This is a genomic window from Streptomyces sp. PTL18, from assembly GCF_059510295.1.
This window is the reverse complement of record NZ_JCAJZO010000001.1, coordinates 688,623-715,228: the sequence shown is the minus strand read 5'-3', so window position 1 is coordinate 715,228 and position 26,606 is coordinate 688,623. Positions and strand designations below refer to the sequence as shown.

At 72.6% G+C, this 26,606-nt stretch carries 25 protein-coding genes and 2 pseudogenes; 12 read left to right on the top strand and 15 right to left on the bottom strand.

The annotated features are described in order from the left end of the window. Window positions 1–56 precede the first annotated feature (56 nt). Genes AC5WS8_RS03385 through AC5WS8_RS03370 form a run of 4 tightly spaced genes read left to right on the top strand, consistent with a single transcriptional unit; the run spans window position 57 to window position 4,108 of the window. Complete coding sequence (locus AC5WS8_RS03385; protein ID WP_496101719.1) at window positions 57–1,094, top strand: ABC transporter ATP-binding protein; 1,038 nt, start codon at window positions 57–59, stop codon at window positions 1,092–1,094. A gap of 41 nt (window positions 1,095–1,135) precedes the next feature. Beyond that, window positions 1,136–2,341, top strand: a complete 1,206-nt coding sequence (locus AC5WS8_RS03380; protein WP_496101718.1) for an ABC transporter substrate-binding protein — start codon at window positions 1,136–1,138, stop codon at window positions 2,339–2,341. Between the two features lie 11 nt (window positions 2,342–2,352). After that, window positions 2,353–3,243, top strand: a complete 891-nt coding sequence (locus tag AC5WS8_RS03375; protein ID WP_496101717.1) for an ABC transporter permease — start codon at window positions 2,353–2,355, stop codon at window positions 3,241–3,243. Between the two features lie 49 nt (window positions 3,244–3,292). Continuing rightward, window positions 3,293–4,108, top strand: a complete 816-nt coding sequence (locus tag AC5WS8_RS03370) for an ABC transporter permease (protein ID WP_496101716.1) — start codon at window positions 3,293–3,295, stop codon at window positions 4,106–4,108. A 48-nt stretch (window positions 4,109–4,156) separates the two neighbouring features. Here AC5WS8_RS03370 and AC5WS8_RS03365 read toward each other — a convergent pair whose 3' ends face one another. The 3 genes from AC5WS8_RS03365 to AC5WS8_RS03355 are packed head-to-tail and all read right to left on the bottom strand — an operon-like array spanning window position 4,157 to window position 6,332. After that, a complete protein-coding gene (locus AC5WS8_RS03365) occupies window positions 4,157–5,092 on the bottom strand; it encodes a PDR/VanB family oxidoreductase (protein WP_496101715.1) in 936 nt (311 codons plus the stop codon). After that, complete coding sequence (locus AC5WS8_RS03360) at window positions 5,089–5,271, bottom strand: hypothetical protein (RefSeq protein WP_496101714.1); 183 nt, start codon at window positions 5,269–5,271, stop codon at window positions 5,089–5,091. The genes AC5WS8_RS03365 and AC5WS8_RS03360 overlap by 4 nt, the downstream gene beginning before the upstream one ends. After that, on the bottom strand, window positions 5,268–6,332 hold the full coding sequence (locus AC5WS8_RS03355; protein WP_496101713.1) for an aromatic ring-hydroxylating dioxygenase subunit alpha: 1,065 nt from the start codon (window positions 6,330–6,332) through the stop codon (window positions 5,268–5,270). The genes AC5WS8_RS03360 and AC5WS8_RS03355 overlap by 4 nt, the downstream gene beginning before the upstream one ends. Window positions 6,333–6,540: 208 nt before the next feature. Here AC5WS8_RS03355 and AC5WS8_RS03350 point away from each other — a divergent pair, with 208 nt between their 5' ends. The 4 genes and pseudogenes from AC5WS8_RS03350 to AC5WS8_RS03335 all read left to right on the top strand — a co-directional run. Further along, window positions 6,541–6,711: a hypothetical protein gene (locus AC5WS8_RS03350; protein WP_496101712.1), complete on the top strand. Its 171-nt coding sequence runs from the start codon at window positions 6,541–6,543 to the stop codon at window positions 6,709–6,711. Window positions 6,712–7,011: 300 nt separating this feature from the next. Then, window positions 7,012–8,088, top strand: a complete 1,077-nt coding sequence (locus AC5WS8_RS03345; protein ID WP_496101711.1) for an NAD(+)/NADH kinase — start codon at window positions 7,012–7,014, stop codon at window positions 8,086–8,088. A 290-nt stretch (window positions 8,089–8,378) separates the two neighbouring features. After that, window positions 8,379–10,430 carry a phosphocholine-specific phospholipase C gene (locus AC5WS8_RS03340; RefSeq protein WP_496101710.1) on the top strand — a complete coding sequence of 684 codons (2,052 nt, stop codon included), beginning with the start codon at window positions 8,379–8,381 and terminating at the stop codon, window positions 10,428–10,430. A 115-nt stretch (window positions 10,431–10,545) separates the two neighbouring features. Continuing rightward, window positions 10,546–10,934: pseudogene (locus AC5WS8_RS03335) on the top strand (phospholipid scramblase-related protein); the annotation flags it as partial. Between the two features lie 2 nt (window positions 10,935–10,936). On the opposite strand, the gene AC5WS8_RS03330 reads toward AC5WS8_RS03335, so the two are convergent. Both AC5WS8_RS03330 and AC5WS8_RS03325 read right to left on the bottom strand, forming a co-directional pair. Further along, window positions 10,937–11,866, bottom strand: a complete 930-nt coding sequence (locus AC5WS8_RS03330; protein ID WP_496101709.1) for a DMT family protein — start codon at window positions 11,864–11,866, stop codon at window positions 10,937–10,939. Continuing rightward, complete coding sequence (locus tag AC5WS8_RS03325; protein ID WP_496101708.1) at window positions 11,863–12,690, bottom strand: phosphatase PAP2 family protein; 828 nt, start codon at window positions 12,688–12,690, stop codon at window positions 11,863–11,865. The genes AC5WS8_RS03330 and AC5WS8_RS03325 overlap by 4 nt, the downstream gene beginning before the upstream one ends. A 242-nt stretch (window positions 12,691–12,932) precedes the next feature. Here AC5WS8_RS03325 and AC5WS8_RS03320 point away from each other — a divergent pair, with 242 nt between their 5' ends. Continuing rightward, the gene (locus tag AC5WS8_RS03320) at window positions 12,933–13,547 is read left to right on the top strand and encodes a TetR/AcrR family transcriptional regulator (protein ID WP_496101707.1); all 615 of its coding nucleotides are present in this window, start codon (window positions 12,933–12,935) and stop codon (window positions 13,545–13,547) included. A gap of 147 nt (window positions 13,548–13,694) precedes the next feature. Here AC5WS8_RS03320 and AC5WS8_RS03315 read toward each other — a convergent pair whose 3' ends face one another. After that, window positions 13,695–14,702, bottom strand: coding sequence for a DUF2510 domain-containing protein (locus AC5WS8_RS03315; RefSeq protein ID WP_496101706.1), 1,008 nt, complete (start codon window positions 14,700–14,702; stop codon window positions 13,695–13,697). 497 nt (window positions 14,703–15,199) lie between these two features. Between AC5WS8_RS03315 and AC5WS8_RS03310 the strand changes: the two genes are divergently transcribed. Next, window positions 15,200–17,875 (top strand): ATP-binding protein, encoded by a 2,676-nt coding sequence (locus AC5WS8_RS03310; RefSeq protein ID WP_496101705.1) that lies wholly within the window; start codon window positions 15,200–15,202, stop codon window positions 17,873–17,875. 33 nt (window positions 17,876–17,908) lie between these two features. Here AC5WS8_RS03310 and AC5WS8_RS03305 read toward each other — a convergent pair whose 3' ends face one another. The 8 genes and pseudogenes from AC5WS8_RS03305 to AC5WS8_RS03270 all read right to left on the bottom strand — a co-directional run bounded on the left by AC5WS8_RS03305 (window position 17,909) and on the right by AC5WS8_RS03270 (window position 24,210). Continuing rightward, window positions 17,909–18,700, bottom strand: coding sequence for an SDR family NAD(P)-dependent oxidoreductase (locus AC5WS8_RS03305; protein ID WP_496101704.1), 792 nt, complete (start codon window positions 18,698–18,700; stop codon window positions 17,909–17,911). Window positions 18,701–18,764: 64 nt separating this feature from the next. Beyond that, the gene (gene pcaDC / locus AC5WS8_RS03300) at window positions 18,765–19,892 is read right to left on the bottom strand and encodes a bifunctional 3-oxoadipate enol-lactonase/4-carboxymuconolactone decarboxylase PcaDC (protein WP_496101703.1); all 1,128 of its coding nucleotides are present in this window, start codon (window positions 19,890–19,892) and stop codon (window positions 18,765–18,767) included. Further along, the gene (gene pcaB, locus AC5WS8_RS03295) at window positions 19,889–21,220 is read right to left on the bottom strand and encodes a 3-carboxy-cis,cis-muconate cycloisomerase (RefSeq protein WP_496101702.1); all 1,332 of its coding nucleotides are present in this window, start codon (window positions 21,218–21,220) and stop codon (window positions 19,889–19,891) included. The genes pcaDC and pcaB overlap by 4 nt, the downstream gene beginning before the upstream one ends. Beyond that, window positions 21,217–21,822 carry a protocatechuate 3,4-dioxygenase subunit alpha gene (pcaG, locus tag AC5WS8_RS03290; RefSeq protein WP_496101701.1) on the bottom strand — a complete coding sequence of 202 codons (606 nt, stop codon included), beginning with the start codon at window positions 21,820–21,822 and terminating at the stop codon, window positions 21,217–21,219. The genes pcaB and pcaG overlap by 4 nt, the downstream gene beginning before the upstream one ends. A gap of 6 nt (window positions 21,823–21,828) precedes the next feature. Further along, window positions 21,829–22,602: a protocatechuate 3,4-dioxygenase subunit beta gene (gene pcaH / locus AC5WS8_RS03285; RefSeq protein WP_496101700.1), complete on the bottom strand. Its 774-nt coding sequence runs from the start codon at window positions 22,600–22,602 to the stop codon at window positions 21,829–21,831. Window positions 22,603–22,610: 8 nt separating this feature from the next. Beyond that, a pseudogene (locus tag AC5WS8_RS03280) lies at window positions 22,611–22,751 on the bottom strand (3-oxoadipyl-CoA thiolase); the annotation flags it as partial. 32 nt (window positions 22,752–22,783) lie between these two features. Next, a complete protein-coding gene (locus AC5WS8_RS03275; protein ID WP_496101699.1) occupies window positions 22,784–23,428 on the bottom strand; it encodes a CoA transferase subunit B in 645 nt (214 codons plus the stop codon). Then, window positions 23,428–24,210, bottom strand: a complete 783-nt coding sequence (locus tag AC5WS8_RS03270; RefSeq protein ID WP_496101698.1) for a CoA transferase subunit A — start codon at window positions 24,208–24,210, stop codon at window positions 23,428–23,430. The genes AC5WS8_RS03275 and AC5WS8_RS03270 overlap by 1 nt, the downstream gene beginning before the upstream one ends. Window positions 24,211–24,434: 224 nt before the next feature. Between AC5WS8_RS03270 and AC5WS8_RS03265 the strand changes: the two genes are divergently transcribed. Both AC5WS8_RS03265 and AC5WS8_RS03260 read left to right on the top strand, forming a co-directional pair. Then, window positions 24,435–24,902: a MarR family winged helix-turn-helix transcriptional regulator gene (locus AC5WS8_RS03265; RefSeq protein WP_496101697.1), complete on the top strand. Its 468-nt coding sequence runs from the start codon at window positions 24,435–24,437 to the stop codon at window positions 24,900–24,902. A 139-nt stretch (window positions 24,903–25,041) separates the two neighbouring features. Next, on the top strand, window positions 25,042–25,374 hold the full coding sequence (locus AC5WS8_RS03260; protein WP_496101696.1) for a hypothetical protein: 333 nt from the start codon (window positions 25,042–25,044) through the stop codon (window positions 25,372–25,374). Between the two features lie 126 nt (window positions 25,375–25,500). Here the strand turns inward: AC5WS8_RS03260 and AC5WS8_RS03255 are convergent, their stop codons facing one another. Further along, window positions 25,501–26,571 carry an ATP-dependent DNA ligase gene (locus tag AC5WS8_RS03255; protein WP_496101695.1) on the bottom strand — a complete coding sequence of 357 codons (1,071 nt, stop codon included), beginning with the start codon at window positions 26,569–26,571 and terminating at the stop codon, window positions 25,501–25,503. Between the last annotated feature and the right edge of the window lie 35 nt (window positions 26,572–26,606).

The following is a 26,606-nucleotide window of genomic DNA, read 5'->3' as shown; positions in this document are numbered from 1 at the left end:
CATATCTTTACGACCCGGGGTAAGAACGGAAGACTGCTCCAGAAAGGTTCCCGTCCATGGAGGGCAGCGCCATCCGGCTGCAGGGCCTGCGGAAGGAGTTCGGCGGTGCCATCGCCGTGGCCGGGGTCGACCTGGAGATAGCCGACGGGGAGTTCTTCTCGATGCTCGGCCCGTCCGGCTCCGGCAAGACGACCGTCCTGCGCATGATCGCGGGCTTCGAGAGCCCCACCTCCGGCACCGTCGAGCTGGCCGGTCAGGACGTCACCGGCCTCGCCCCCTTCGAGCGGGACGTCCACACCGTGTTCCAGGACTACGCGCTCTTCCCGCACATGACCGTCGAGCAGAACGTCGCCTACGGCCTCAAGGTCCGCAAGGTGCCCAAGGCCGAACGGCTCGGGCGGGCCCGCAGGGCGCTCGCCGACGTACGCCTCGAAGGCTTCGGCGAGCGGCGGCCGGGTCAGCTCTCCGGTGGCCAGCGACAGCGGGTCGCGCTCGCCCGCGCCCTCGTCGGCCGCCCCCGTCTGCTGCTGCTCGACGAGCCGCTCGGTGCCCTCGACCTCAAGCTGCGCGAGCAGATGCAGGTCGAGCTCAAGGCCCTCCAGCGCGAGGTCGGAATCACCTTCGTGTTCGTCACCCACGACCAGGAGGAGGCTCTGACGATGAGCGACCGCATCGCCGTCTTCAACCAGGGCCGCATCGAACAGGTCGGCACCCCCGCGGAGATCTACGAGCGCCCCGCGACCGCCTTCGTCGCCTCCTTCGTCGGCACCTCCAACCTGCTGCAGGCAGAGGCCGCCGAGCGCGTCACCGGCGTCCCGGGCACGTACAGCATCCGGCCCGAGAAGATCCGGGTGCTGAAGGAGGCCGCCCTCGCCGACGAGCCCGAGCACGCCTCTGCCACCGGCACCGTCGCCGAAGTCGTCTATCTCGGCGACGTCACCCGCTTCCTCGTCGACCTCGACGCGGGCGGCCGCCTCACCGCGCTCCAGCAGAACCTGGAGACCTCCTCCGAGGACGTCGCCGCCTACCGCGGAACCCGGGTGCGCCTGACGTGGCACCGCCGCCACGCCGTCCAGGTCCCCGCAGCCCGCTGACCATGCCCCACGCCAGGTCACCGTCACGTATGGAGAACGTCGTGCGTCTCACCCGTACCTTGAAGGCCACCGCAGCCGCCGCGGTGCTGCTCGCCGCCACCGCCTGCGGCTCGTCCGGCTCCGGCTCGGGCGGCTCCTCGTCGGCCACCGGCCTCAATCCGCCGGACCTCAAGGCGCAGTCGAAGCTGGGCAGGAACGAGGGGCAGGTCAACCTCATCGCCTGGGCCGGCTATGTCGAGGACGGCTCCAACGACCCCAAGGTGAACTGGGTCGGCGACTTCGAGAAGCAGACGGGCTGCCAGGTCCACTCCAAGGTGGCGGCCAGCTCCGACGAGATGGTCAAACTGATGAAGACCGGCGAGTACGACGCCGTCTCCGCCTCCGGCGACGCCTCCCTGCGCCTGATCGCCTCCGGTGACGCCGCCCCGGTCAACACCGACCTCGTGCCGAACTACAAGGACGTCTTCAAAGACCTGAAGCTGCAGCCCTGGAACTCCGTCAGGGGCAAGGCCTACGGCATCCCGCACGGCCGCGGGGCCAACCTGCTCATGTACAACACGGAGAAGGTCAAGCCCGCGCCGACCTCCTGGTCCGCCGTCTTCGACGACGCCGCCAGGTACAAGGGGCACGTGACGGCGTACGACTCCCCGATCTACATCGCCGACGCGGCGCTGTACCTCAAGGCCACCAAGCCAGAACTGAAGATCAAGGACCCGTACGCGCTCGACCAGAAGCAGTTCGACGCGGCGGTCGACCTGCTGAAGAAGCAGAACGCCGACGTCGGCGAGTACTGGAGCGACTACCTCAAGGAGGTCTCCGCCTTCAAGAGCGGCGACTCCGTGGTCGGCACCACCTGGCAGGTCATCGCCAACCTGGCCAAGAGCGAGGGCGCCAAGGTCAACGCGCTGGTGCCCAGGGAGGGTTCGACCGGCTGGTCCGACACCTGGATGCTGTACTCCAAGGCCAAGCACCCCGACTGCGCCTACCAGTGGATGAACTGGATCATCTCCCCGAAAGTGAACGCGCAGGTCGCCGAGTACTTCGGTGAGGCCCCGGCCAACGCCAAGGCGTGCGAGCAGACCAGCGACAAGTCCTTCTGCACCACCTTCCACGCCGCCGACACGGCCTACTGGAAGAACATCGCCTTCTGGAACACGCCCATCGAGCAGTGCCTCGACGGCCGCACCGACGTCACGTGCGTGCCGTACGCCAAGTGGGTCCAGGCCTGGACCGAGATCAAGGGCTGAGGGCCAAGACGATGACCGCCACCGCGCAGGCCGCCGGACGGGCCCCCGTCCGGCGGCTCGCCGGGATGCTGCACCGCCGCCCGCGGCTGCGGTTGTCCCTGCTGCTCACCGCCCCGCTGCTGTGGCTGGCCGTGCTCTACCTCGGCTCGCTCGCAGTGCTGTTCGTCTCGGCGTTCTGGACGACGAACTCCTTCACCTCCGAGGTGGTGAAGGTCTGGTCGACCGACAACTTCCACGCGTTGCTCGCGACCCCCGTCTTCCGCGAGGTCGTCCGGCGCAGCATTGTCGTGGCCCTCGCGGTCACCGTCCTGTGCGCGGTGATCGCCTTCCCGCTCGCCTTCTACACGGCACGCGTCGCCAGGCCCGGGTGGCGACCGCTGCTGGTGGTCGCGATCCTGACCCCGCTGTGGGCGAGTTACCTGGTCAAGGTGTACGCGTGGCGGCTGATCCTGTCCGAGGGCGGGCTCGCCGACTGGATGCTCGAGCCGTTCGGGCTGAGCGGACCCGGGTTCGGCCTCCCGGCGGCCGTCATCACGCTGACGTACCTGTGGCTGCCGTACATGATCCTGCCCGTCCACACGGCACTGGCACAGCTGCCCGCCAACCTGCTGGACGCCTCCGCCGACCTGGGGGCGCGGCCCGGCCGGACCTTCCGCTCGGTCGTCCTGCCGATGGTGCTGCCGTCCGTCGCCGCCGGCTCGGTCTTCACCTTCTCGCTCAGCCTCGGCGACTACATCACCGTGCAGATCGTCGGCGGCAAGACCCAGCTGATCGGCAACCTCGTCTACTCCAACATCGAGCTCAACCTGCCCATGGCCGCCGCACTGGGCACGGTACCGGTCGTGGTCATCGTGCTGTACCTGCTGGCGATGCGACGCACCGGCGCGCTCAGCAGCCTCTAGCAATCCCGGGCCCCAGGAAACCGGCAGCCTCCAGAAGAGGTCCCACGTCATGCAACTGTCCCGTTCCGCGCGCATCGCGCTGCGCATCGCTGCCGGGCTCGGCTTCGCGGTCGTCTACGTCCCGCTCGGGCTCGTCCTGGTCAACTCCTTCAACCCGGACCGCAGCGCGAGCTGGCCCCCGCCCGGGTGGACGTTCCACTGGTGGTCGGTGGCCTGGCAGAACGCGGGCGCCCGCAGCGCACTGTGGGTCTCGGTGAAGGCGGGCCTCGGCGCCACGGCCATCGCCCTGGTGCTGGGCACGCTGATCGCGTTCGCGGTGGCCCGGCACCGCTTCTTCGGCCGCGGCACCATCTCGTTCGTGGTCGTGCTGCCGATCGCGCTGCCCGGCATCGTCACCGGCATCGCCCTCAACTCGGCGTTCAGCACGGTCCTTCAGCCGCTCGGGATCGGTCTCGGCCTGTTCACCGTGATCGTCGGGCACGCCACCTTCTGCATCGTCGTCGTCTTCAACAACGTGGTCGCACGGCTGCGCCGCACCTCCGGCTCCTACGAGGAGGCCGCGATGGACCTCGGGGCCGACACGTTCCGCGCCTTCGTCGACGTGACGTTCCCACTGGTGCGCTCGGCGCTGTTCGCGGGCGGGCTGCTCGCGTTCGCGCTGTCCTTCGACGAGATCGTGGTGACGACGTTCACCGCGGGCCCCGGCATCGAGACCCTGCCGATCTGGATCTTCGACAACATGACACGTCCTCAGCAGGCTCCTGTCGTCAACGTGGTGGCGGCGGTACTGGTCCTGCTGTCGGTGATCCCCATCTACGTCGCCCAGCGACTGTCGGCGGACACGGCGACGGAGAGCCGGATCTAGGGTTGTTCCCCGATGTGCCGGAGCCGACCCATCGGGGAACAGCCCTGGTCAGAGATCGAGCACCAGTCGCCCGCCCCGGCACCGGGAAACGCAGATCATCATCGTCTCGCCGGAGTCCCGCTCCTCCTCCGTCAGCACCGAGTCCCGGTGGTCCGGGGTGCCCTCCAGGACATCGGTCTCGCAGGTGCCGCAGGTGCCCTCGGTGCAGGAGTAGAGCACCTCGACGCCGGCGTCGCGCACGGTGTCGAGGATCGAGACGCGCGGCGGGACGGTGAGCGTACGGCCGCTCTGCGCGAGGACGACCTCGAACCCGCGGTCCTCTCCGGCCGATTGCGCCTTGGGCTGGAACCGCTCGACGTGCAGCGTCCCCGCGGGGCAGCGTTCCTCCACCGCGTCCAGCAGCGGGCCGGGGCCGCAGCAGTAGACGAGTGTGCCGTCGGGCAGGTCGTCCAGCACCGAGTCCAGTTCCAGCAGCCCGGTCTCGTCCTGCGGCGCGACGGTCACCCGGTCCCCGTACCGCTCCAACTCCGCGGTGAACGCCATGGACCGGCGGGTGCGGCCGCCGTACAGCAGGGTCCACTCGGCGCCCGCCGCCTCGGCCGCGGCGAGCATCGGCAGGACGGGTGTGATGCCGATGCCGCCGGCGACGAAGCGGTAGCGCGGGGAGGGGTGCAGGGGGAAGTGGTTCCGCGGGCCCCGCACGCGCACCTTGTCGCCCTCGCGCACCTGCTCGTGGACGTACGCCGACCCACCCCGCCCGTCGGCCTCGTGAAGCACGGCGATCCGCCAGGCGTACCGGTCCGCGGGATCGCCGCACAGCGAGTACTGCCGCTCCAGTCCCGGCCCGAGCAGGACGTCGACGTGGGCGCCCGGCTCCCAGTCCGGCAGCACCTCGCCCAGCGGACGGCGCAGGGTGAGGGCGAGGACGCCCTCGGCCGCCGGCTCGCGGCGGTCGACGACGAGTTCGGTCTCGTACGCGGTCATGACGTGGTTCCTCGAGGCCGGTGTCCTTCGGGGTGTGCGAGCATCCACTCCCACATCTCCACCGGATCCTGGGCGGTGTGCTCGGCGCCGCAGTGGCAGGTGCCGTGCAGGACGTCCGTGCCAGGGAGCCAGTCGATGCGGTAGACCTCGCGCGGCGCAGAGGGGGAGGGTGCGCTCACCGGACCTTCTCCACCGGCTTGTCGCCCTCCTCGACCAGACGGGCGAGGATACGGCGGGCGGCGAGACCGCCGGTGTCGATGTTGATGCTCAGCTCCTGGTAGCCGGTCCGCTCGGTGCCCAGCGTCCTCTGCAGCAGGTTGAGCGCGTCGACGTCCTGCATGACGACCGTGTGGTTGAAGTCGCGCAGGAACGTGGTGACTTCCTCGTCGTCCCTGGCGAAGTCCCGTGAGACGGCCCAGAAGTCGTACACCTTGCCGTCCGTGGACGGGGTGATCGCGTAGGTGATCTCGGTGTGGAAGCCGTTCGGGTCGCTGCCGTCCGGCTCCGGCAGCACGCCGGCCGGCGCGACGCGGCTGTGCAGCAGGTAGAGGCACGGGGCGTGGTACTCGATGTCCTGCCAGCGGGTGATGCGGCCGTCGATACCGGTGGAGCGGGCGTAGAAGGGCGGGCACGCGGCGTCGTCCATGTGCCGGCTGACCCGCACGATACCGGCGCCCTCGTCGACCTCGGTGGTGATCGGCGTCTCGGCGACCTCAGGGGTGCCGATGTAGCCGCCGTGCAGGTACGTCTCGTGGGAGAGGTCGAGCAGGTTGTCGACCAGCAGGCCGTAGTCGGCGTCGATGGGCTCCATGCCGCGCACCGTGACCCAGCCCGGGGAGTCGAGGTGCCGCGCCCGCGGAATGGTCCCCGCGTCGGCCGGCGCCGGGTCGCCGATCCACACCCACACCAGGGAGTCCTGCTCGACGACCGGGTACGAGGCGACCCGGGCCGTACGCGGGATGCGCTTCTGCCCCGGCACGTACACACAGGCGCCCGTCGTGTCGTACGTGAACCCGTGGTACCCGCACACGATGCGGTCCCCGTCGAGCCGGCTCTCCGAGAGCGGGAAACGGCGGTGGACACAGCGGTCGGCCAGGGCCACGGCGGTGCCGTCGTCCTGGGTGCGGTGGAGGACGATCGGCTCACCGAGGATCGTACGGCCGAGCAACTCCCGTCCCACCTCATGGCTGTAGGCGGCGACGTACCACTGGTTCCTGGCGAAGGCGGTCATGTGAGGCATGGCGTTCCCGTCCCTGAGAGCGGGACGTCCTCGCCCCGCGTACCGTGGTTGGATTCAGGGTCCTGACGGGCGCGATCGCGACGCAAGGCGGCTTCTGCCAGGCGGAAGGCCGCGAGCCTGCAGATCGCCTGCGCGGTACCGGACTTCCTCGGCCGGGAACACGGAGTCCGGGCATCCACTCCAACGGTGACGGGACCTGCTGCACCATGTGACGGACCCGGCACCCTTCCGGTTCGACGACGGCCACGCCCTCGTCGGCTCCCGTCCCGGGCTCGGCGTCGAGATCGACGACAGGGCCGTCCGCCGTGCCGCAGAGGTCGGGTACCGCTGGCGCAACCCGGTGTGGCGGCGCGCCGACGGCTCGTTCACCGAGTGGTGACCCGTGCCGGCAGACCGCGCAGAGCCGGGCGCCGGCACCGTGCGCTCTGCCTCCGACGCGGCCCGAGCAGTGGCGGCCGGGGCGCCGACCGGCCCGGCGGCACGGCCGTCCTCCGGCCGAGGAGACCGACCGGCCTCCGATGCCCGTGCGGCCCGGCCACGGGTGGCGCCGGCCGCCGGGCGAGTGGGCCCCGCGCTGACGCGCGGACGGAACGCCGCCAGACTGGAGGTGGGCGGGGCGGACGGATGCCCGGGCCTGTGCGGCAGGCGATCATCCACGAGGTGACCGGGAGGCGGAGACGTGACGGTGGGACGTATCGGCCTGGTCGTCCACGGCGGCCGCGCCGAAGCCGTGGACGCGGCGCGGACGGTGCGCGCGTGGTGCGCCGAGCACGCGGTGCGGTACGCGGACATCGACGTGTGGCGGGGTGGTGAGCGGCGCCACGCCCGGGACGAGGTGGACTCCGCGGGCGACCCGGACCTCATCGTCACTCTGGGCGGAGACGGGACCTTCCTGCGGGGTGCCCGGCTGGCTGCCGAGAACGACGCCCTGGTCCTGGGGGTCGACATCGGCCGGGTGGGCTTCCTGACGGAGGTGCCCGTCACCCAGGTGCGCCAGGCACTGGACGCCGTGCGGGAGGACCGGTTCTCGGTCGACCTCCGCATGCTGCTGACCCTGCGCGCCTCACGCCGTCTGGAGGTGCCGCCGGAGATGGAGGCGCTCACGCGCTACGGCCGCGGGCCGCTGCTGCCGCCGCCACAGGTGCGCGCCCACTGCGAGGTCTGTGACGACTGGGGCATTCCGCTGAACGTCATGGCGCTGAACGAGGTCGTACTGGAGAAGCTGGCCCGCAACCGGCAGGTGTCGGTCGGCGTCTATGTCGCCGGGCGGCTGCTGGCCTCGTACTCCGCCGACGCCCTGCTGGTGGCCACGCCGACGGGTTCGACCGCCTACAGCTTCGCCGCCGGCGGCCCGGTCGTCTCGCCCCGCGCGGAAGCCCTCGTCTTCACACCGGTCGCCCCGCACATGGCGTTCAACCGCTCCGTGGTGGCCGCCCCCGACGAGCCCGTCGCCCTGAAGGTCCTCGAACGGTCGGGCCAGGCCGCCGTCAGCATCGACGGCCAGTTGCGAGGCGTCCTGTACCCGGGGGACTGGATCGGCGTCTACCCCGCCCCGCGCCGGCTGAGGGCCGTCCGGCTGGGGCCGATGGACTTCTACGGCCGCCTGCGTGAGCGGATGAAGCTGACCGACGCCCCGGCGGCGGTCGTCGACGGGACCCCCGCCCCGCTGTGGCCGGTGACCACCCCTCGGCCGGACGACCTGGCACATCTGGCGCTGCCCATCGTCCCGACGGCGGACGGCGGGCCACCCACCTGATCGAGCGGACCCCGGCCGGGGCCACCCGGCCACGATGTCCGCCGGCGGATACGGCCGCCCCGCCGCCCGCCCGCTGAGCGCCCCCCGGGCAGGTTCCGGCGGGTCCCGCACGGGGTCTTGCCCATCCCGCATCAGCTCTTGGCCCGGCCCACATCCGGCGTACCGCCGACTTTCACGTGGGCGCCATCAGACCCTTTCCTGACGTTCGGTGCTGCTGGAACACTCCCTTCGCGCAGGTTCCCTCACCATCGGGCGCATCGCGCCCCGCCAGGACAAGAGGTCACCCCGTCATGCCTGAAGTGAATCGGCGCCGTTTTCTCCAACTCGCGGGCGGCACCGCTGCGTTCGCCGCGCTCTCGAGCAGTGTCGAGCGCGCCGCGGCCCTTCCCGCCAACCACCGTTCCGGCACCATCGAGGACGTCGAGCACATCGTCGTCCTGATGCAGGAGAACCGTTCCTTCGACCACTGCTTCGGCACCCTCGGAGGGGTCCGGGGCTTCGGTGACCCGCGCCCGGTGACGCTGCAGAACGGCAGGACGGTCTGGCACCAGTCGGACGGCACCAAGGACATCCTGCCGTTCCACCCCGACGCCGACGATCTGGGTCTCGCCTTCATCCAGGACCTGCCGCACGGCTGGAACGACGGGCACGCCGCCTTCAACGGGGGCAAGTACGACAAGTGGGTTCCGTCCAAGGGCTCCACGACCATGGCGTACCTGACCCGCGAGGACATCCCCTTCCACTACGCGCTCGCCGACGCCTTCACCATCTGCGACGCCTACCACTGCTCGTTCATCGGGTCCACCGACCCGAACCGCTACTACCTGTGGACGGGCTGCACCGGCAACGACGGCCGGGGCGGCGGCCCGGTCCTCGGCAACGACGAGGCGGGCTACAGCTGGACCACCTACCCCGAGCGCCTGGAGAAGGCGGGGGTGTCCTGGAAGATCTACCAGGACGTCGGCGACGGCCTGGACGCGAACGGCTCCTGGGGCTGGATCCAGGACGCCTACCGCGGCAACTACGGCGACAACTCGCTGCTGTACTTCACGCAGTACCAGGACGCGAAGCCCGGCGACCCCCTCTACGACAAGGCCCGCACCGGCACCGACGCCCGCACCGGCGAGGGCTTCTTCGACCGGCTCAAGGCCGACGTCAAGTCCGGCAAGCTGCCGCAGATCTCCTGGATCGTCGCCCCCGAGGCGTTCACCGAGCACCCCAACTGGCCCGCCAACTACGGCGCGTGGTACGTCGCCCAGGTCCTGGACGCGCTCACCTCCGACCCGGCGGTGTGGGCGAAGACGGCCCTGTTCATCACCTACGACGAGAACGACGGCTTCTTCGACCACCTGATACCGCCGTTCCCGCCCGCATCGGCCGCACAGGGCAAGTCCACCGTCGACGTGGGACCGGACCTGTTCAAGGGCGACGCCGGCCATGTCGCCGGCCCCTACGGTCTCGGGCAGCGGGTGCCGATGCTGGTCGTCTCCCCGTGGAGCAAGGGCGGTTACGTCTGCTCCGAGACGCTCGACCACACCTCCGTCATCCGGTTCATGGAGCGCCGCTTCGGTGTGCACGAGCCGAACATCTCCCCCTGGCGGCGCGCCGTCACCGGCGACCTGACCTCCGCGTTCGACTTCTCCCGCAAGGACACCGGGCCGGTCGCGCTGCCGTCCACCGACGGCTACCAGCCGCCGGACCGGGACCGCCACCCCGACTACGTGCCGACGCCGCCCGCCCAGGGCGCCCTGCCCAAGCAGGAGCGTGGTCCGCGGCCCACCCGCCCGCTGAAGTACGCGCCGCACGTGGACGGTTCGGCGGACACCGCGGCCGGGACCTTCACCCTCAGCTTCGCCTCCGGCGCCCACGCCGGTGCGGCCTTCCTCGTCACCTCCGGCAACCGCACCGACGGCCCCTGGAGCTACACCACCGAGGCCGGCAAGTCGGTCTCGGACACCTGGAACGCGGCCTACTCGGGCGGCTCCTACGACCTGACCGTGCACGGCCCCAACGGCTTCCTGCGCGTCTTCAAGGGCCGTGCCACGTCCGCCGGTTGCGAGGTCACCGCCCGGACCACCGGTGACGACCTCGCACTGACCTTCACCAACGAGGGCTCCGGCACGGCGCGTCTGACGGTCACCAGCGGCTACGGCGGCCGCCCGCGGACGGTCACCGTGCGACCCGGTGCCACCGTGGAGCACACCGTCGACCTGGGGGCGAGCAGGCGCTGGTACGACCTCACCGTCACCTCCGAGGCCGCCCCGTCCTTCCTGCGCCGCTTCGCCGGGCACGTGGAGAACGGGCGGCCGGGCGTGAGCGACCCCGCGATCGTCACGGACTGACGGGAGCATCCGGTCCGGTGGGTTTCCGGCCGGCTCGCGGTAGCGTGCCCCGGGCACCACGCCTTCGAACACACCTGCAGGCCGGTATCCCGATCCCCACGGCGCGCCGCACACGCTGCGCTCCTGGGACGGTTCGCAGTGGACACACCACACCCACGCCGACCAGCAGGCCCACCCCACGGCGCAGCAGCCGCGGCAGGCGCGGGTCCCGCAGGGATACGGTCGGCAGGCGTACGGTCAACAGCCCCAGCAGGGGTCCGGTCAGCAACCCGGCGGTCACCAGGTTGCGGCCGCCGATCCGCGCGTCCGGCGCCAGGTGCAGCAGCAGGCCGGGGCCGCCCCGAGCGGCCCCGGCGGCGGACGCTGTTCACCGAACCCGTGCCGGTGGTGAACCAGAAGGCCGAGCTGATCGAGCTGACGAACGGGTACAGCGTCTTCGACCAGAACGGCGGCCGGATCGGATCGGTCACGGAGCTCGGGCGGAGCGCGCCGAAGAAGGCGGTGCCTCACGGGGTGGTCAGCTGCTCCGGCGCGGCCGGCCGCTGAGCGGGCAGCGACGGCTCGAGGGGGGCCGGACCGGGCTCCAGGGCCAGCACCGCGGCGACCGGATGGTCGTCGGCGGGGGCGGACCGCGACAGCGTCACCACGCCCGAGGACGCCAGGCCGGCGCCGGCCACCGCGAGGAGCACCCCCGCCGCGCCGCCCTGGAGGCGTTCGCCCAGCAGGCTGAGGCCGATGACCGCCGCCGCGACCGGGTTGGCGAGGGTCACGAGCGCGAGCGGCGCGCCGAGGCCGTCGCGGTACGCGGTCTGCGACAGCAGCAGGCCGGCCGTCGCGAACAGCGCCACCAGCAGCACCACCATGACGAGGTGAGCGCTCAGCAGCGGTGCCGAGCGGTTCGTCGCCGCCACCGTCACCGTCTGGGTGAGCGCCGAGGCGGCACCGGACGCGAAGCCGGAAGCGGTCGCGTGCCGAAGTCCGGGGCGCGCGCCCGGCCGGGAGAGCACGCCGATCACGGCGGTGGTCGCCCCGGCCACCGCCAGCGCCTCGGGCAGGCTCAGCACCTCGTCCGGCTCCGGCCCGGAGGCCGTCACCAGCAGCGCGGCCAGTCCGAGCAGCGTCAGGGCCGTGCCCCGCCACTCCGCCGCGCTGACCCGGCGCCCGGCCGCCCGCGCCCCCAGCGGTACCGCGGCCACCAGGGTGAGCGCGCCGAGCGGCTGGACCAGCGTCAGCGGACCGAACCTGAGGGCGGCCACGTGCAGCAGCGCGGCGGACGCGTTCAGCGCGACCGACCACCACCAGGCGCCGTGCGTGAGCAGCCGCGCCATACCGCTCCCGCTCTCCCGGGCGGCGAGCCGCTCCTGGGCCACGGCGGCGGCCGCGTAGGCGACGGCGGAGAACAGGGACAGGACGATCGCGAGGACGGCGGCGCTCATCGCCCGGCTCCGACGAGACCGGGCCCTTCGCTGGTCCTGGGCCCGGCGGACCTCGGCGACGGCACCGTGCGCCGCGCCGTCGGGTCGGTCCCCGGCGGCGTCGACGACGGGCTGGGCACCACCGCCAGGGCGACGCCCAGCAGTGCCGTGGCCACCATCGAGTCGAGCCAGTAGTGGTTCGCCGTGCCGACGATCACGAGCAGGGTCAGCAGCGGGTGCAGCAGCCACAGCCACCGCCATCGGGACCGGGTCGCCGCGATCAGACCGATCGCGACCATCAGCGCCCAGCCGAAGTGCAGCGAGGGCATGGCGGCGAACTGGTTCGCCATCGAGTCGGTCGCGGGCTCGGCCCCGTACACCGTCGGCCCGTACAGCTGCCCCGTGTCCACCAGGTGCGCCGTGGGGAGCATCCGCGGCGGGGCGAGCGGAAACGTGAGGTGCAGGGCCAGCGCCGCGCCGGTGACCAGGGCCAGGACCCGGCGGGCCCACAGGTAGCGTCCCGGCCGCCGCAGATAGAGCCAGACCAGGAACGCCGCCGTGGCCGTGAAGTGCACGGCCACGTAGTAGAGGTTCGCCGCGCGGACAAGGGTGCCGCCGTGCAGCAGCGCGGACTGCACGGCGCCCTCGCCCGGCAGCCGGAGCGCGCGCTCCCAGTCCCAGACGCGGTGCGCGTTGTGGAACGCCTCCGCGGTGTGGCCGTTCGCGAGCTGTCGACCGAACTTGTAGACGAGGAAGAGCCCCGCGACCAGAAGGACTTCGCGGACGAGGGGCGGTCGGTGTGTCGCGGCCGCCCCTTCGCGATCGGGCTCCGTGCGGGAATCCATCCCCGCCTCCCTTTGCTGACGATGGGGCCCCCGGGCACGTGCGAAGCCGGGCGTCGGGGGGAATGCGTCGGGCGGTGCGTGGTGAGCCCAGGAGGGGACCCACTCGACACCGGAGTGGGTCCTGTCCAAGGCTCATCGATACGCCAGTGTACCGATACGGTCGCGTACCGGTACGCTGGCGTATCGATATACTGGTGTGAGGCGGCCCACCCGGCCGGCGCCCCGACCGAGGAGCACAAGCCATGACGTCGCAGGCAGCGGAGGTACCGCGGACCGCGGCGGCCTCGCGCCGCTCCAAGCTCACGCCCGAACGCGAGCAGGAGTTCTTCGACGCCGTGCTGGAGCAGATCCGCGAATGCGGCTACGACGCGGTCACCATGGAGGGCGTCGCCGCCGTCACCCGGTGCAGCAAGTCCACGCTGTACCGGCAGTGGAAGACGAAGCCCCAGTTCGTGGCCGCCGCCCTGAGGGCGAGCCGCTGCGTGCGGTTCGCGGGCATCGACACCGGATCGCTCGCCGGGGACCTGCGGGCCGTGGCGCGGGCCGCCGCCGAGTGGTCGCACCGGGACACCAGGCTCCACCAGGCCCTCGGCCACGCCGTGATGCAGGACCCGGAACTCGCGCGGGCGCTGCGCGAAGCGCTGGTCGAGCCGGAGATCAGGGCGTTGCAGGAGATCGTCCGCCGTGGCGTGGAGCGCGGGGAGGTGACCGCCGAGCATCCGGCGCTGGAGTACATCCCCGCACAACTACTGGGCGTACTGCGGGTCCGCCCCCTGCTGGAGGGGGAGTACGCGGACGAGGAGTACCTCACGCGCTTCGTCGAGGCCGTGGTGCTCCCGTCGCTCGGACTCACCTGAGGACCGGGCCGCCGTCCGTGGGATGACCGGACGTCGGCCCGACAGCGCCGCACCGTGGGGACGGGGGCGGCGCGCACCCCGGCCGGGCGGGGCCCCTTCGGAGCGGAGGGGAGCCCCGCCCGGCCGCATCATGCCGGCCGGGCCGGCTCAGACCTTCTGGCCCGCGCCGCTCGCCGACGCCGCCTTGATGCCCTTGGTGATCTGGTCCAGGACGGACGGCTTGGGCGCGTTCGCCCCGGCGTCGATACCGAAGCGCACGACGACGAGCCGGTGGGGGTCGGCGGGCGACGGGAGGACCAGCGACTCGACATAGCCGTCCGTGCCCTTGGCCGTCACCGCCTTCCAGCGCACCATGTAGCCCTGCTGCCCGGCCACGGTCACCGCTCCGGAGGCCAGTACCCGGTGCGAGGTGATCCCACCGTAGGACGTGCCCCCGTAGGACTCCTCGGCGTTCTTGGCGATGTCCTGCTCGGCCGCCGCCCGAGCGGTCGTGGCCGTCAGCCCCTGCTGCTCGGCGGAGGCGGAGTACGCCCCGCCGGTGTTGCACGTCTGAGAGGTGTCACCGGGGCACTTGTAGGAGCCGTCCGACTGGACGGCCGCCCCACCCTCGATCACCTGGCCGGTCCAGCCGTCGGGTACCGGGATGCTGATGCCGTTGAACGGGTCGGTGGCGTACCCGTCCTCCGTCCCCGGCTGCCCGGACCGCCGGGGCGCGGGCGTCCCACCACCCGACCCCCCGGAACCGCCGCCGAAGGGCCCGCCCCGGCCGCCCCGCCCCTCCCGGCCACCGAAGCCGCCCGGGCCGCCCGGACCCTGGGCGCCCGCCGAGCGGCCGTTCCCGCCGTCCTGCGCGGTGAGTGCGTAGACACCGCCCCCTATGCCCGCCAGCACCGCGATCGCCAGCCCCACGGCTGTCCCGGTCCGTACCCCGCGCCGGGCCGGAGCGGGCCCGGCCCCGGGGTGAGGGGTGGCGAACGGCTCGCCCGGGTACGCGCCGGCGACCGGCGGCTGCGCCGGCGGCCCCCAGAAAACACCCGGGTCCACGGGGCGGATCCGGTCCGTCCACGCCTTGCCGTCCCACCAGCGCTCGGTGGCGGGCCCGTCACTTGTCTGCCCCGGGTCGGGGTACCACCCGGGAGGAGTCACCTGCGTCATGCCCCCACCGTATGAGGCGGGTGTGAAAGCCGGATGAGAGCGCCCGCCCGAGCCCCGGCCCACGCTGTGCGGACCGCCCGGCTGCCCGGTCGGCCCGACCCGCCGGGCGCGGCGCCCGGACTGTGCCCGAGACCGCGCCCGGACCACGCCCGCGCCCCGCACCGGCGACCGTGCCCCCCTTCGCCCGCCCTCCGCACCGTCCCCGGTGACGCGCCCGTACACCCCCGTCCCCTCGGACGCCGCTCCGGTCACGAACCTCACGGCGCCGCGCGCCATGCCGGACCCGGCCGGCGCCGCACGGGGGAGAATGCGCTTGCCCCGCACGGAGTTTGACGTCCTATTACCCGCACCCGTGCTGGTCGGCCCCCGAACGCGTCGCCCCGGAGTGCCTCGTGTCACCCGTCACGGCAACAGGTGCCCGACCGTTTTCCACCGGGGCACGGGGAGGGCTAGGCTCGATACCCGTACGTCGTTTGGGCGACCTGGGAGGTACCGGGATGACGGAGGCACGGCCCGGCGCGGCCGCCTCGGCTTCCCTGTGGGAACGCGACGCGGAACTCACCGTCATCAGCGAGGCGGTCGACGCGCTCAGCGATGACGCGTCGCCCTCGGAGCCGGGGAGTCTGCTGGTGTTCAGCGGGGAGGCCGGCATCGGCAAGACCGCCCTGCTCGCCGAGACACGCCGTATCGCGGAGAAGCGCGGCTGCACGGTGTGGTGGGCGCGCGGCGGCGAGACCGTCACCTCCGTGCCCTTCCACGTCGTACGGCAACTGCTCCAGCCCGTGCTCCTGTCCCTGATGCCCCAGGAGGCGCGGGAGTACCTGGGCGACTGGTACGAGGTCGTGGGCCCCGCCCTCGGCATCGCGGACCCCGGAGAGCGGCAGGCCGACCCGCAGGGCGTGTGCGACGGCCTGGTCGAGGTCGTCTCCCGGCTCGCCCGGCGGGAGTGGCCGCTGGTCCTGGTCGTCGACGACGCCCACTGGGCCGACCAGGAGACCCTGCACTGGCTGGCCGCCTGCTGCGAACGCCTCGCCGACCTGCGCGTGCTCTTCGTGGTGGCCCTCCGCCCCGGTGAGGCCGCCGGCGAGGGCACCCGCCACCTCGACGCGATCACCGCGGCCGCCCGCCACCCGGTCAGCACCCTGAGCGCGCTCACCCCCGAGGCCACCGCCGGCCTCGCCCGGGCCACGGTCGGCACCCACGCCGACGCCGCGTTCTGCCGTGAGGTGTGGGCCGTGACCGGCGGCAACCCGTACGAGACCGTCGAACTCCTCGCCAAGGTGCAGGACAGCCGGCTCGACCCGGTCGAGGCATCGTGCGCCGAACTGCGCGACCTGAACCGCTCGGCCCGCGGCAACGGCCTCGTCGCCCGCCTGGAAGGCCTCGGCATCGACGCCACCCGGTTCGCCTGGGCCGCGGCCATCCTCGGCACCGGCATCACGGTGGACCTGGTGGCCGAACTCGCCACCATGAGCCGCGAGGAGGCCGCGCGCTGTGCCCAACTGCTCAGCGTCGCCCGCATCCTGACCGAACCGGACGCGGCGGGCCGCCGGACGGACGGCGCGGAGCTGGAGTTCGTCCACCCGCTGATCGCCAGCGCCGTCTACCGCTCGATCCCCGACGGGCTGCGCACCGCCATGCACGGCATCGCGGCACGGGTCGTCACCGACTCCGGGCTCGGCGCGGCGGCCGCCTCCCGCCACCTGCTCGAAGTCCACCCGGACGACGACGAGGAACTGGTCGAGCAGATGCGTCAGGCCGCGCGCGAACACCTCGCCGTCGGCGCCCCCGAAGCGGCCCGCCGCTGCCTGGAGCGCGCCCTGGTGGAACCGCCGACGACCGAGGTCCACCCGTACGTGCTCTACGAGCTGGGCTGCGCCACGCTGCTGACCTCGCCCGCCACCACCATCGACTACCTCCAGGCCGCCCTTGCCCTGCCGGGGCTGGAGGGCGCCGACCGGGTGGACGCCGTCTACCGCCTCTCCCAGGCCCTGCTGCACAACGACCAGCTCGACGACGCCATCCGCACCGTCGACGAGGAAGCCGCCCGTCTCGAACCGGGCCCCTCCCGGATGCGCCTGCAGGCCGTCCACTACATGTGGGAGAGCATCCACGCGGCCGAGGAGGACTCCCCGGCACGCTCCCGCGAGCTGGCGGAACTCGCCCGCACCTGCACCGGCAGGGACAACTCCGAACGCGCCCTGCTCATCCTGCGCGGCTTCGACGCGATGACCCACGGCGAGAACGCCGAAGAGGTCGTGGAGGTGTGCGACCGCGCCCTCGTCAACGGCCGCCTGGCCCCCGGACTCGGCTGGACCGACACCGAGTGGGGCATCGAACTGCTGCTCATGCTGGGCAGCGCGTACGCCTACACCGACCGGCTGGACCGGGCCGAGAGCCTGTTCACGGAGGCCCTGCGCGCGTACGAGTCCGCCGGCTGGAGCGGCGGCCACCTTGCGCTGGCCCACGCCTACGTCGGGCTCGCGCACCGCAGGAGGGGCCGGCTCAGGGAGGCGGAGACCTCCCTGCGCGAGTCGCTGCGGCTCGCCGAACGCGTCGGGCGCGGACTGCCCCTGTACTGGTCGGCGACCTGCGGCCTCGTCGACACCCTGCTCGCCCGCGAGCACGTGGAGGAGGCCTGGTCCCTCGCCGAGCGGTACGGCTTCGCGCCCCCGTACCCGTCCACGATCGTGCTGCCCGACACCCGTTCCGTGCGCGGCCGGCTGCTGCTCGCCGTCGGGCGGACCGAGGAGGCCGTGGGCGAGCTGGAAGCCGCCGAGAAGGCGTGCGCGGGGCGCGGGCACAACACGGTGCTGGCCCCCTGGGCCGGGGACCTCGCGCGGGCACTGGCCGTCGAGGATCCGCGGCGTGCCGCCGACCTGGCCGCGACGACCCGCCGGCAGGCCGAGCTTCTCGGTACCGACACGGCGATCGGCGAGGCCCTTCGCGTGGCCGCCGCGCTGGAGACCGGGCAGCGTGCGGTGCGGCTGGCCGCGCAGGCCGTGGCGTACCTGGAGGCCTCACCCTGTCAGTACGAACACGCTGCCGCGCTCGTCGAGTACGGGATCGCGACCAGGTCGGTGCCCGAGCTTCGGCGGGGGCTGACGCTGGCGGAGTCCTGCGGGGCGGACGGACTGGCCGTTCGGGCGAGGGACGCGCTGGGTTCCGATTAGTGCCGTGGGGGCGGGTCGTCCGTCCAGGAGTGCCTACAGCGCCAGCAGCTGATCTGTGACCGTCGTCAGGCGCTTCCGCACCTCGCGGTCGTACGTTCCCTCGTGCGCCCGGGACGGTCGCGTGCCGTCGAAGTACCCACCGCTGCCCACGTTCTGGGCCGCCAGTGCCAGCACCCCGGCCGCCCCGTCCGCCACCGTGTTCCACGGTGTGACTCCCGCCTCGCGGACCATCGCCGTGTCCATGTAGGTCGCCGGGTGCAGGACGTTCACCGACACCCCCGAGCCCTGGAGCTCCTCCGCCAGCGTGAACGTGTGCGCGGCCAGGGCGAACTTGCTGCGGCAGTACGCCGAGACACCGCTGTGGCCGCGGGTCAGTTCCGGGTCGTCGAAGTCCACGGGCTCCTGGCCCGCCGAGCCCACGTTGACGATGCGCGCGGGCGCGTTCTGCCGCAGCACCGGTAGCAGTGCGCGGGTGAGGACGACCGGCGCCAGGTAGTTGACCGCGAGCCGCAGTTCGTGACCGTCGGCGCTGACCTCGCGCCCGGAGCCGCGCGGGCCGCTGCCCACCCCCGCGTTGTTGATCAGGACGTTCAGCCCGGGGTGGGCCGTGGCGACCTCGTCGCCGAGCCGGCGCACCGCGGCGAGCGAGGCGAGGTCGGCGACGAAGCCGTGCGCCTCGCCCTCGGTGCGCAACTCCGCGACGAGCCGGTCGGTGCGGCCCGCGTCCCGCCCGTGGGCGAGGACGACATGCCCGGAGCGGACCAGCTCGAAGGCGACATACCGGCCGAGTCCGGAGGTGGCACCGGTGATGAGAACAGTCGACATGCCTCCACCCTAGGCGCGCGGGGGTGACCTGTGAGGGGTGCTGCCGAAGCTACGACCGGCAGGGTCACCCTCCGGCGGCCTCCTCCTCCGCGAGCACCCGCTGCGCCACCGCGAACGCCGAGTTCGCCGCCGGCACCCCGCAGTAGACGGCCGTCTGCAGCAGCACCGCGCCGATCTCCTGCGGCGTCAGTCCGTTGCGCCGGGCCGCCCGCACGTGCATGGCCAACTCGTCAAAGTGGCCGTGCGCGACCAGCGCGGTCAGTGTGATCATGCTGCGTTCGCGGCGGGAGAGCGTCGGGTCGGTCCAGATCTCGCCCCAGGCGTAGCGGGAGATGAAGTCCTGGAATCGGGCGGTGAAGGGGGTCTGGCGCGTCTGCGCCCGGTCCACGTGGGCGTCGCCCAGGACCTGGCGCCGCACCTCCATGCCGCGCTCCGGCGCTCCGGTCAGGTGCGTGCGCAGCGCCGCCAGGACGGCCTTCGGGCACTGCGCGGGCGCCAGGTGCGAGGCCCCCGGGATCTCGACCAGGGCGGAGCCGGGCACCGCGTCGGCGATCTCCCGCAGATGCGTGGGCGGCGTCGCCGGGTCCTGGCGGCCCGCGATCAGCAGTGTCCGCGTGGCGATCGACGCCAGCCGGTCACGGAGGTCGAACGCGGCGAGCGCGTCGCAGCAGGCGGCGTACGCGTCCCGGTCCGCCTCGCGGTGGTCCTGGACGAGCCGCGGCACGGTGAACCCGGCCGTGAACCAACGGGAGTCGGCCGTCGCGGCGACCGGCGCCAGCCCCTCGCGGCGTACCAGCGCGGCCCGCTCCTCCCATGGCCTGGAGCCGTTGAAGTGGGCGGAGGAGCAGATGACGGCCAGTGACGAGATCCGCTCGGGGTGGTGCACCGCGAGGTGCAGCCCCACCGCCCCGCCGAGGGACACCCCGGCGTACGCGAACCGGTCGATGCCCAGGGAGTCCGCGAGCGCGAGGACCAGTTCGGCGAGGCCGGCCACCGTCGCGCCGGGCCCGATGAGGTCCGGGGCCGAGCCGCCGTGGCCGGGAAGGTCCCAGCGGATCACCCGGTGGGTGACGGACAACTCCGGTGCCACCGCGTCCCACAGGGCCAGGGAGGTGCCGAGGGAGGGGCCGAGGATCAACGGGGGAGCGGTGGCGGGACCCTCGCTCCGGTGGTGCAACAGCTTGTCGGTCACGAGCGCTCCAGGGCACGGTCGGTGAGGGCTCCCGCGGAGCCGGTGTACTGGGCCGGGTCGGTGAGGGCAGCGAGGTCGACGTCCTTCAACTCCGGCTCTTGGGCAAGGAGTTCGGCCAGGGTGCGGCCCTCGGTGCGAGCGCGGCGGGCTGCCTCGGTGAGCAGCTCCCCGGCGCGGGCGCGTCCCAGCACGGGCGCCAGTTCCGCCGCCAGCCGCTCGGAGACGATCAACCCGTGGGTGAGACCGAGGTGTTCCCGCATGGCGTGTGCGTCCACCCGGAGCCCTTCGGCCAGCTGCACGGCGTCGAGCGCCGCGCCGCCCACCAGCCGCAGCAGGTCGCGCAGCGGCTCCCACTCCGCGTGCCAGGCTCCGGCGGGGCGCTCGTCCTCCGCGGCCAGCGCCCCGTACAGCGTGGCGGCGAGCTGCGGTGCGCGTCGGGCCGCCGCCGCGATCAGGGTCGCGCGCACCGGGTTCGCCTTGTGCGGCATGGCGGAGGAGCCGCCCCCCGCACCCTCGGCGACCTCGGCGATCTCGGTGCGGGAGAGGACGAGGACGTCCGTGGCCGTCTTGCCCAGCGCCCCCGCCGTGAAGGCGAGGGAGCCCGCCAGGTCGGCGATGGGCGTGCGCAGCGTGTGCCACGGCAACTCCGGTGCCCGCAGCCCGAGTTCCCGCGCGTACGCGGCCACGAGCGCCGTCGGGTCCTGCGCGCCGTACGCGGTGAACGCGGCCAGAGTGCCGGCTGCGGCACCCAGTTGGGCGGGCAACCCGTCGCGCACGGCCCGCAGCCGGTCCCGGGCGTCCAGGACCAGTGACCGCCAGCCGGCCGCCTTCAGGCCGAACGTCGTCGGCACCGCGTGCTGGGTGAGTGTCCGCCCGGGCAGGACCGTGTCCCGGTGGCGTGCCGCCAGGTGGGCCAGCGCCTCCTGCGTACGCTCCAGATCCGCCAGGAGCAGGTCCAGGGTGCGGGAGGCGACCAGCATCGTCGCGGTGTCAAGGATGTCCTGGCTGGTCGCACCCCGGTGGACGTACGGCCCGTACTCCTGACCGGCCGCCTTCGTCAGGTCGGCGACGAGCGGGATCACGGGATTGCCGCCGCCCCGGGCCCGCAGCGCGATGTCCCGCACGTCGAAGCGGCCGGACCCGGCCGCCGAGGCCACCGCCCTCGCCGCATCCCCGGGGACCAGCCCCAGCGCGGCCTGCGCACGGGTCAGTGCCGCCTCCGCGTCGAGCAGCGCCCGCAGATACGCGCTGTCGCTCGTCGCCGACGCGGCGGGGGAGCCGGCCCACCCGGGGGCGAGCAGGCCGGTGCAGGACTCCGCAAAGGTCACCGGAACTCCAGGAAGACCGTCTCGCCTTCGCCCTGAAGGCGGATGTCGAAACGGTACGTGCCGTCGCCCCCGTCCACCGCGATCAGCGTGTCGCGGCGCTCCGGCTCCAGCCGGGCGAGCAGTGGGTCCGCGGCGAGCGCCGCCTCGTCGCCGGGGAGGTAGATCCGGGTGAACAGATGCACGAGCAGACCGCGGGCGAACACACAGACGCTGATGTACGGGGCGCTGCGCCCGCGCGCCCCCGGTCGCAGCGTACGGGCGTACCAGTGGCCGTTCGCGTCGGTCTGGACGCGGCCCCAGCCGGTGAACTCCACCCCGTTGCGGCCCAGGTGGCCGCCGGTCGCCGGGTCGCGCCGGATCGAGCCGTCGGTGGTGGGCATCGTGCCCCGTGGGTCCGGCCCCCACAGCTCCACGAAGGCGTCCGGCAGCGGGTTGCCCTCGCCGTCGAGGACGTACCCCTGGAGGGTGATCGTCTCCGGATCGCCGACCGGCGCGATGGCACCGCCGCCCGGGAACGGCAGCGCGTATCCGTAGAAGGGGCCGACCGTGTGCGACGGGGTGGGCAGCACGTTCTCCGGCGTGCTCGTGTCGATCCTCGTCATGGCAGGTCAGCGTCCTTCCTCGAGCCAGGTGGCGTGCGGGCCGTCGAGCACGATGTCCCAGTGGTAGCCGAGCGAGAACTCCGGCACCGACAGACTGTGGTCGTACGTCGCCACCAGCCGCTGCCGGGCTGCGTCGTCCGTCACGGACTGCAGGATCGGGTCGTGCGGGAACAGTGGGTCGTTCGGGAAGTACATCTGCGTCACCAGCCGCTGGGTGAACGCCGTACCGAAGACCGAGAAGTGGATGTGGGCCGGACGCCAGGCGTTGACGTGGTTGCGCCACGGGTACGGTCCCGGCTGGACGGTGGTGAAGCGGTAGAAGCCGTCGTCGTCGGTGAGCGTGCGGCCGACGCCGGTGAAGTTCGGGTCGAGCGGGGCGTCGTGCTGCTCGCGCTGGTGCGCGTACCGGCCGGCCGCGTTCGCCTGCCAGATCTCGATGAGCTGGCCGCGCACCGGACGTCCCCCGCGGTCGAGCAGGCGGCCCGAGACGGTGATCCGTTCCCCGATGGGCTCGCCCCGGTGGTGCTTGGTGAGGTCGTTGTCGATCTCGGTGATGTCCCGTTCGCCGAACGCCGGGGAGGACAGCTCCACCAGTTCGGGATCCTTGCCGACGTCGATGGCGACGGGTGGCCGCTTGGGGTGGCGCAGCACCGAGGAGCGGTAGGGCGCGTAGTCGCGGCGGGGGTGGTGCTCGACGGGCCCGCCGTCGGCGACCCGCTTCTCGTAGGCGGCGTGCTCGGCCGCGATCTCCAGGTCGATGTCCTGCTGAGTGAGAGCCATGAGGGTTCCTAGCGTTCGAGGACGAGGGCGAGGCCCTGGCCCACGCCGATGCACAAGGTCGCGACGCCGGTGCCGGAGCCGCGGCGGGCGAGGGGCGGCCAGGTCGTCGGGCGGACGTTCGCGAGGCCGCCGTTGCAGCGGCCGATCGGGGTGCGGCCCGCGTCGACGATGCAGACGGTCTTCACGCGCGTGCCTCCGCGACGGTCAGCGGGGCGTCGGTCCTGGCGGTGATCTCCTCGACACTCACCCCGGGCGCGGTCTCGACGAGGACCAGTCCGTCGTCGGTGACGTCGAGGACGCCGAGGTCGGTGATGATCCGGTCGACGCAGGCCCTGCCGGTGAGCGGCAGCGCGCACTCCTTCAAAATCTTCGGGCTGCCGTCCTTGGCGGTGTGGGTCATCACGACGACGACGGTCCGGGCGCCGTGCACCAGGTCCATCGCCCCGCCGATCCCCGTGACCAGCTTTCCGGGGATCGCCCAGTTGGCCAGGTCGCCCCTGGCGGAGACCTGCATGGCGCCCAGCACGGCGACGTCGATGTGCCCGCCGCGGATCATGGAGAACGACAGCGCCGAGTCGAAGAAGGCGGCGCCGGGCAGGACCGTGACCGTCTCCTTGCCCGCGTTGATCAGGTCCGGATCGACCTCGTCCTCGGTGGGGTAGGGACCGGTGCCCAGGATGCCGTTCTCGGACTCCAGGATCACCTCGACGCCCTCGGGCAGGTGGTTGGGGATCAGGGTCGGCAGTCCGATGCCGAGGTTGACGTACTGACCGTCCCTCAGCTCGCGCGCCGCGCGGGCCGCCATCTCCTCACGGGTCCACGCCATCACGCACCCGCCGTCCCTCGTGCCCCGGGCGCGGAGACCGTGCGCCGTTCGATCTTCTTGTCCGCGGCCTGCTCGGGGGTGAGGGGGACGACCCGCCGCACGAAGATCCCGGGCAGATGCACGGCGTCCGGGTCGATCTGCCCGGGCTCCACCAGCTCCTCCACCTCGGCGATCGTGACCCTGCCGGCCATGGCCGCCAGGGGATTGAAGTTGCGGGAGGATTTGTTGAAGACGAGGTTCCCGTGCCGGTCGCCCCTCGCCGCCCGTACCAGCGCGAAATCGGTGCGGATACCGCGCTCCAGCACGTACTCCGCCCCGTCGAACTCACGCACCTCCTTGGGCGGGGAGGCCAGGGAGATCCCGCCCTGCCCGTCGTAACGCCACGGCAGGCCGCCCTCGGCGACCTGCGTACCGACGCCCGCCGGGGTGTAGAACGCGGGGATGCCGGCCCCGCCCGCCCGCAGCCGCTCGGCCAGCGTGCCCTGCGGGATCATCTCGACCTCGATCTCACCGGCCAGGTACCGGCGCGCGAACTCCTTGTTCCCCCCGATGTAGGAGCCGGTCACCCGGGCGATGCGCCCTGCGGCCAGCAGTACCGCGAGACCGGACTCCATCGCACCGCAGTTGTTGGAGACGATGCCCAGGCCGCCGACCCCGCGCTCGTACAGTGCCTGGATCAACGCGGTCGGCACACCGCTCAGCCCGAAGCCGCCCACCGCCAGCGACGCGCCGTCCGGCACGTCGGCCACCGCCTCCAGGGCCGTGGCGACCACCTTGTCCATCCGTCAAGCCCCATCCGTCTTCGCATCCACAAGGACCGTCGAATTGCTCAGCACACTGACTATTTCTTCATGGTTCCCTCACGCTGCCACTCGACGGCTTGAACCGTCAAGGCCCATGGTGGAACGGCGGATGGGCGTCATGGCCCGAGACGGCGAGCGACCGGTATTGTTCCGTGCACCAATGGAATGACCGAAGCATGACGGACGGACGCTGAGGAGCGCTCATGGCCGCGGTGGATCTCTCCACCCACCCCGGGCACCTGGCCCGGCGGCTGCAGCAGGCGCACTACCTGCTGTGGAACACGATGGTCTCGGAGGAGATCACCTCGCCGCAGTTCGCGGTCCTGAACGCGCTCGTCGCCGAGCCGGGCCTCGACCAGCGCACCGTGGGGGAGCGAGTGGGACTCGACCGGTCCACCATCGCCGAGGTGATCAGCAGGCTCGGCCGGCGCGGCCTCCTGGACAAGGTCCGCGACCCGCAGGACGGCCGCCGCTTCATGCTGCGCCCGACGGAGGACGGAGTGCGGACGCACCGCAGGCTGACCGTGCGCACGGCCCGGATGAACCAGGTCTTCCTGGCCCCGCTCACCCCCGGGGAACAGACCCTCTTCCTCGACCTCATGCGGCGTGTCGCGGACGCCGCCGAGGATCTGCGCAACCCGGTCGAACCCCTCGCGGCCGCGAAGTCCTGACCTCCGCGTCCGCGAAGCGGTGAGGCGACCTGCTCGTCCGTTCAGCGGACGGTGGCCACCGTATTCCGGATCGACGGACCTAGACTGAGGTCTTCGGCGGCACCCCAGATCGCTGCCCGCTCAGGAAGGCGGCACCACCGTGAACCGGACCCTCGCCACCCGTTCTGCGCCCACCTCCGCGGACTGGTGGATCACCGCCGACCAGGCCCGGCACGCGGCCCAGAGCGGTCTCGCGGACGCCGCGACGGCACCCGACCTGCTGCGTACCCTGGCCGAACTGGACCGGGCCCGCCATGAGGCGGGCGTCGCCGTCGGCGCCGCGGTGGAGGCACTGCTCGCCGGCGGCGTCGCCTGGGAGGCGATCGCGGCGGCCTTGGGGTTCGGCTCGGCCGAGGAGGCCCGCCAGACGCTCGCCCCCGACCGCCTGGACGCGGGAGCGGCGATCGAACGCCGGCTGGGGCGCAGGGCGTAGCGAACGCCGGCTGGGGCGCAGGGCGTGGCGAACGCCGGCTGGGGCGCAGGGCGTGGCACCGGCGAAGTCGGCCGATCCGCCGTCCATCGGGGGGCAGTCAACGGGTGCCGGACATCTCCGCGAGGGTCAGTCGGCGGTACCGAGGATCTCCGCGAGGTCGTAGCGCACCGGTTCCTGCAACTGCGCGTACGTGCAGCTCTCGGGGGCGCGGTCCGGGCGCCAGCGGCGGAAGCGCGCCGTGTGCCGGAAGCGCACCCCGTTCTCCATGTGGTCGTACGCCACTTCCGCCACCCGCTCCGGCCGCAACGGAACCCAGGACAGGTCCTTCTTCCCCGACCAGCGGCTCGGCGCCCCGGGCAGCCGCGCCGTCTCGTGCGCCTCCTCCTGCGACCAGGCCGCCCAGGGATGCCCCGTGACATCGTCCATCCGCAGCGGCTCCAGCTCTTCCACCAGACGCTCCCGCTGCTTCATCGGGAACGCGGCCGACACCCCCACGTGCTGCAGTGCGCCCCGGTCGTCGTACAGTCCGAGCAGCAGCGACCCCACGACCGGGCCGCTCTTGTGGAAGCGGTAGCCCGCCACCACGACGTCCGCCGTGCGTTCGTGCTTGACCTTGAACATCACACGTTCGTCCGGCCGGTACGGCAGGGAGAGCGGCTTGGCGATCACGCCGTCCAGGCCGGCCCCCTCGTACTGCTCGAACCACTGCTCGGCCACCGCGCGGTCCGTGGTCGCCGGCGCCAGGTGGACGGGCGGCCGCACCCCGGCGAGCGCCCCCTCCAGCAGGGCGCGACGGTCGCCCAGCTCCACGTCGAGCAGCGACTCGTGGTCCAGCGCCAGCAGATCGAACGCCACGAACGACGCCGGGGTCTTCTGCGCCAGCATCCGTACCCGCGAGTCCGCCGGATGGATCCGCTCCGTCAGCGCGTCGAAGTCCAGGTGCCCCTCGCGTGCGATCACGATCTCCCCGTCCACCACGCACCGCTCGGGCAGCCGCTCCCGCAGCGCCTCCACCAGCTCGGGGAAATACCTGGTCAGCGGCTTTCCCGTGCGGCTGCCCAGCTCCACCTCGGCGCCGTCGCGGAACACGATGGCCCGGAAGCCGTCCCACTTCGCCTCGTACTGCATGTCCGGTGGGATGCTCGCCACGGGCTTGGCGAGCATCGGCTTCACGGGAGGCATCACCGGCAGGTCCATGCCTTCGATTCTGCTGCCGCAGGAGGCGGTTCGCC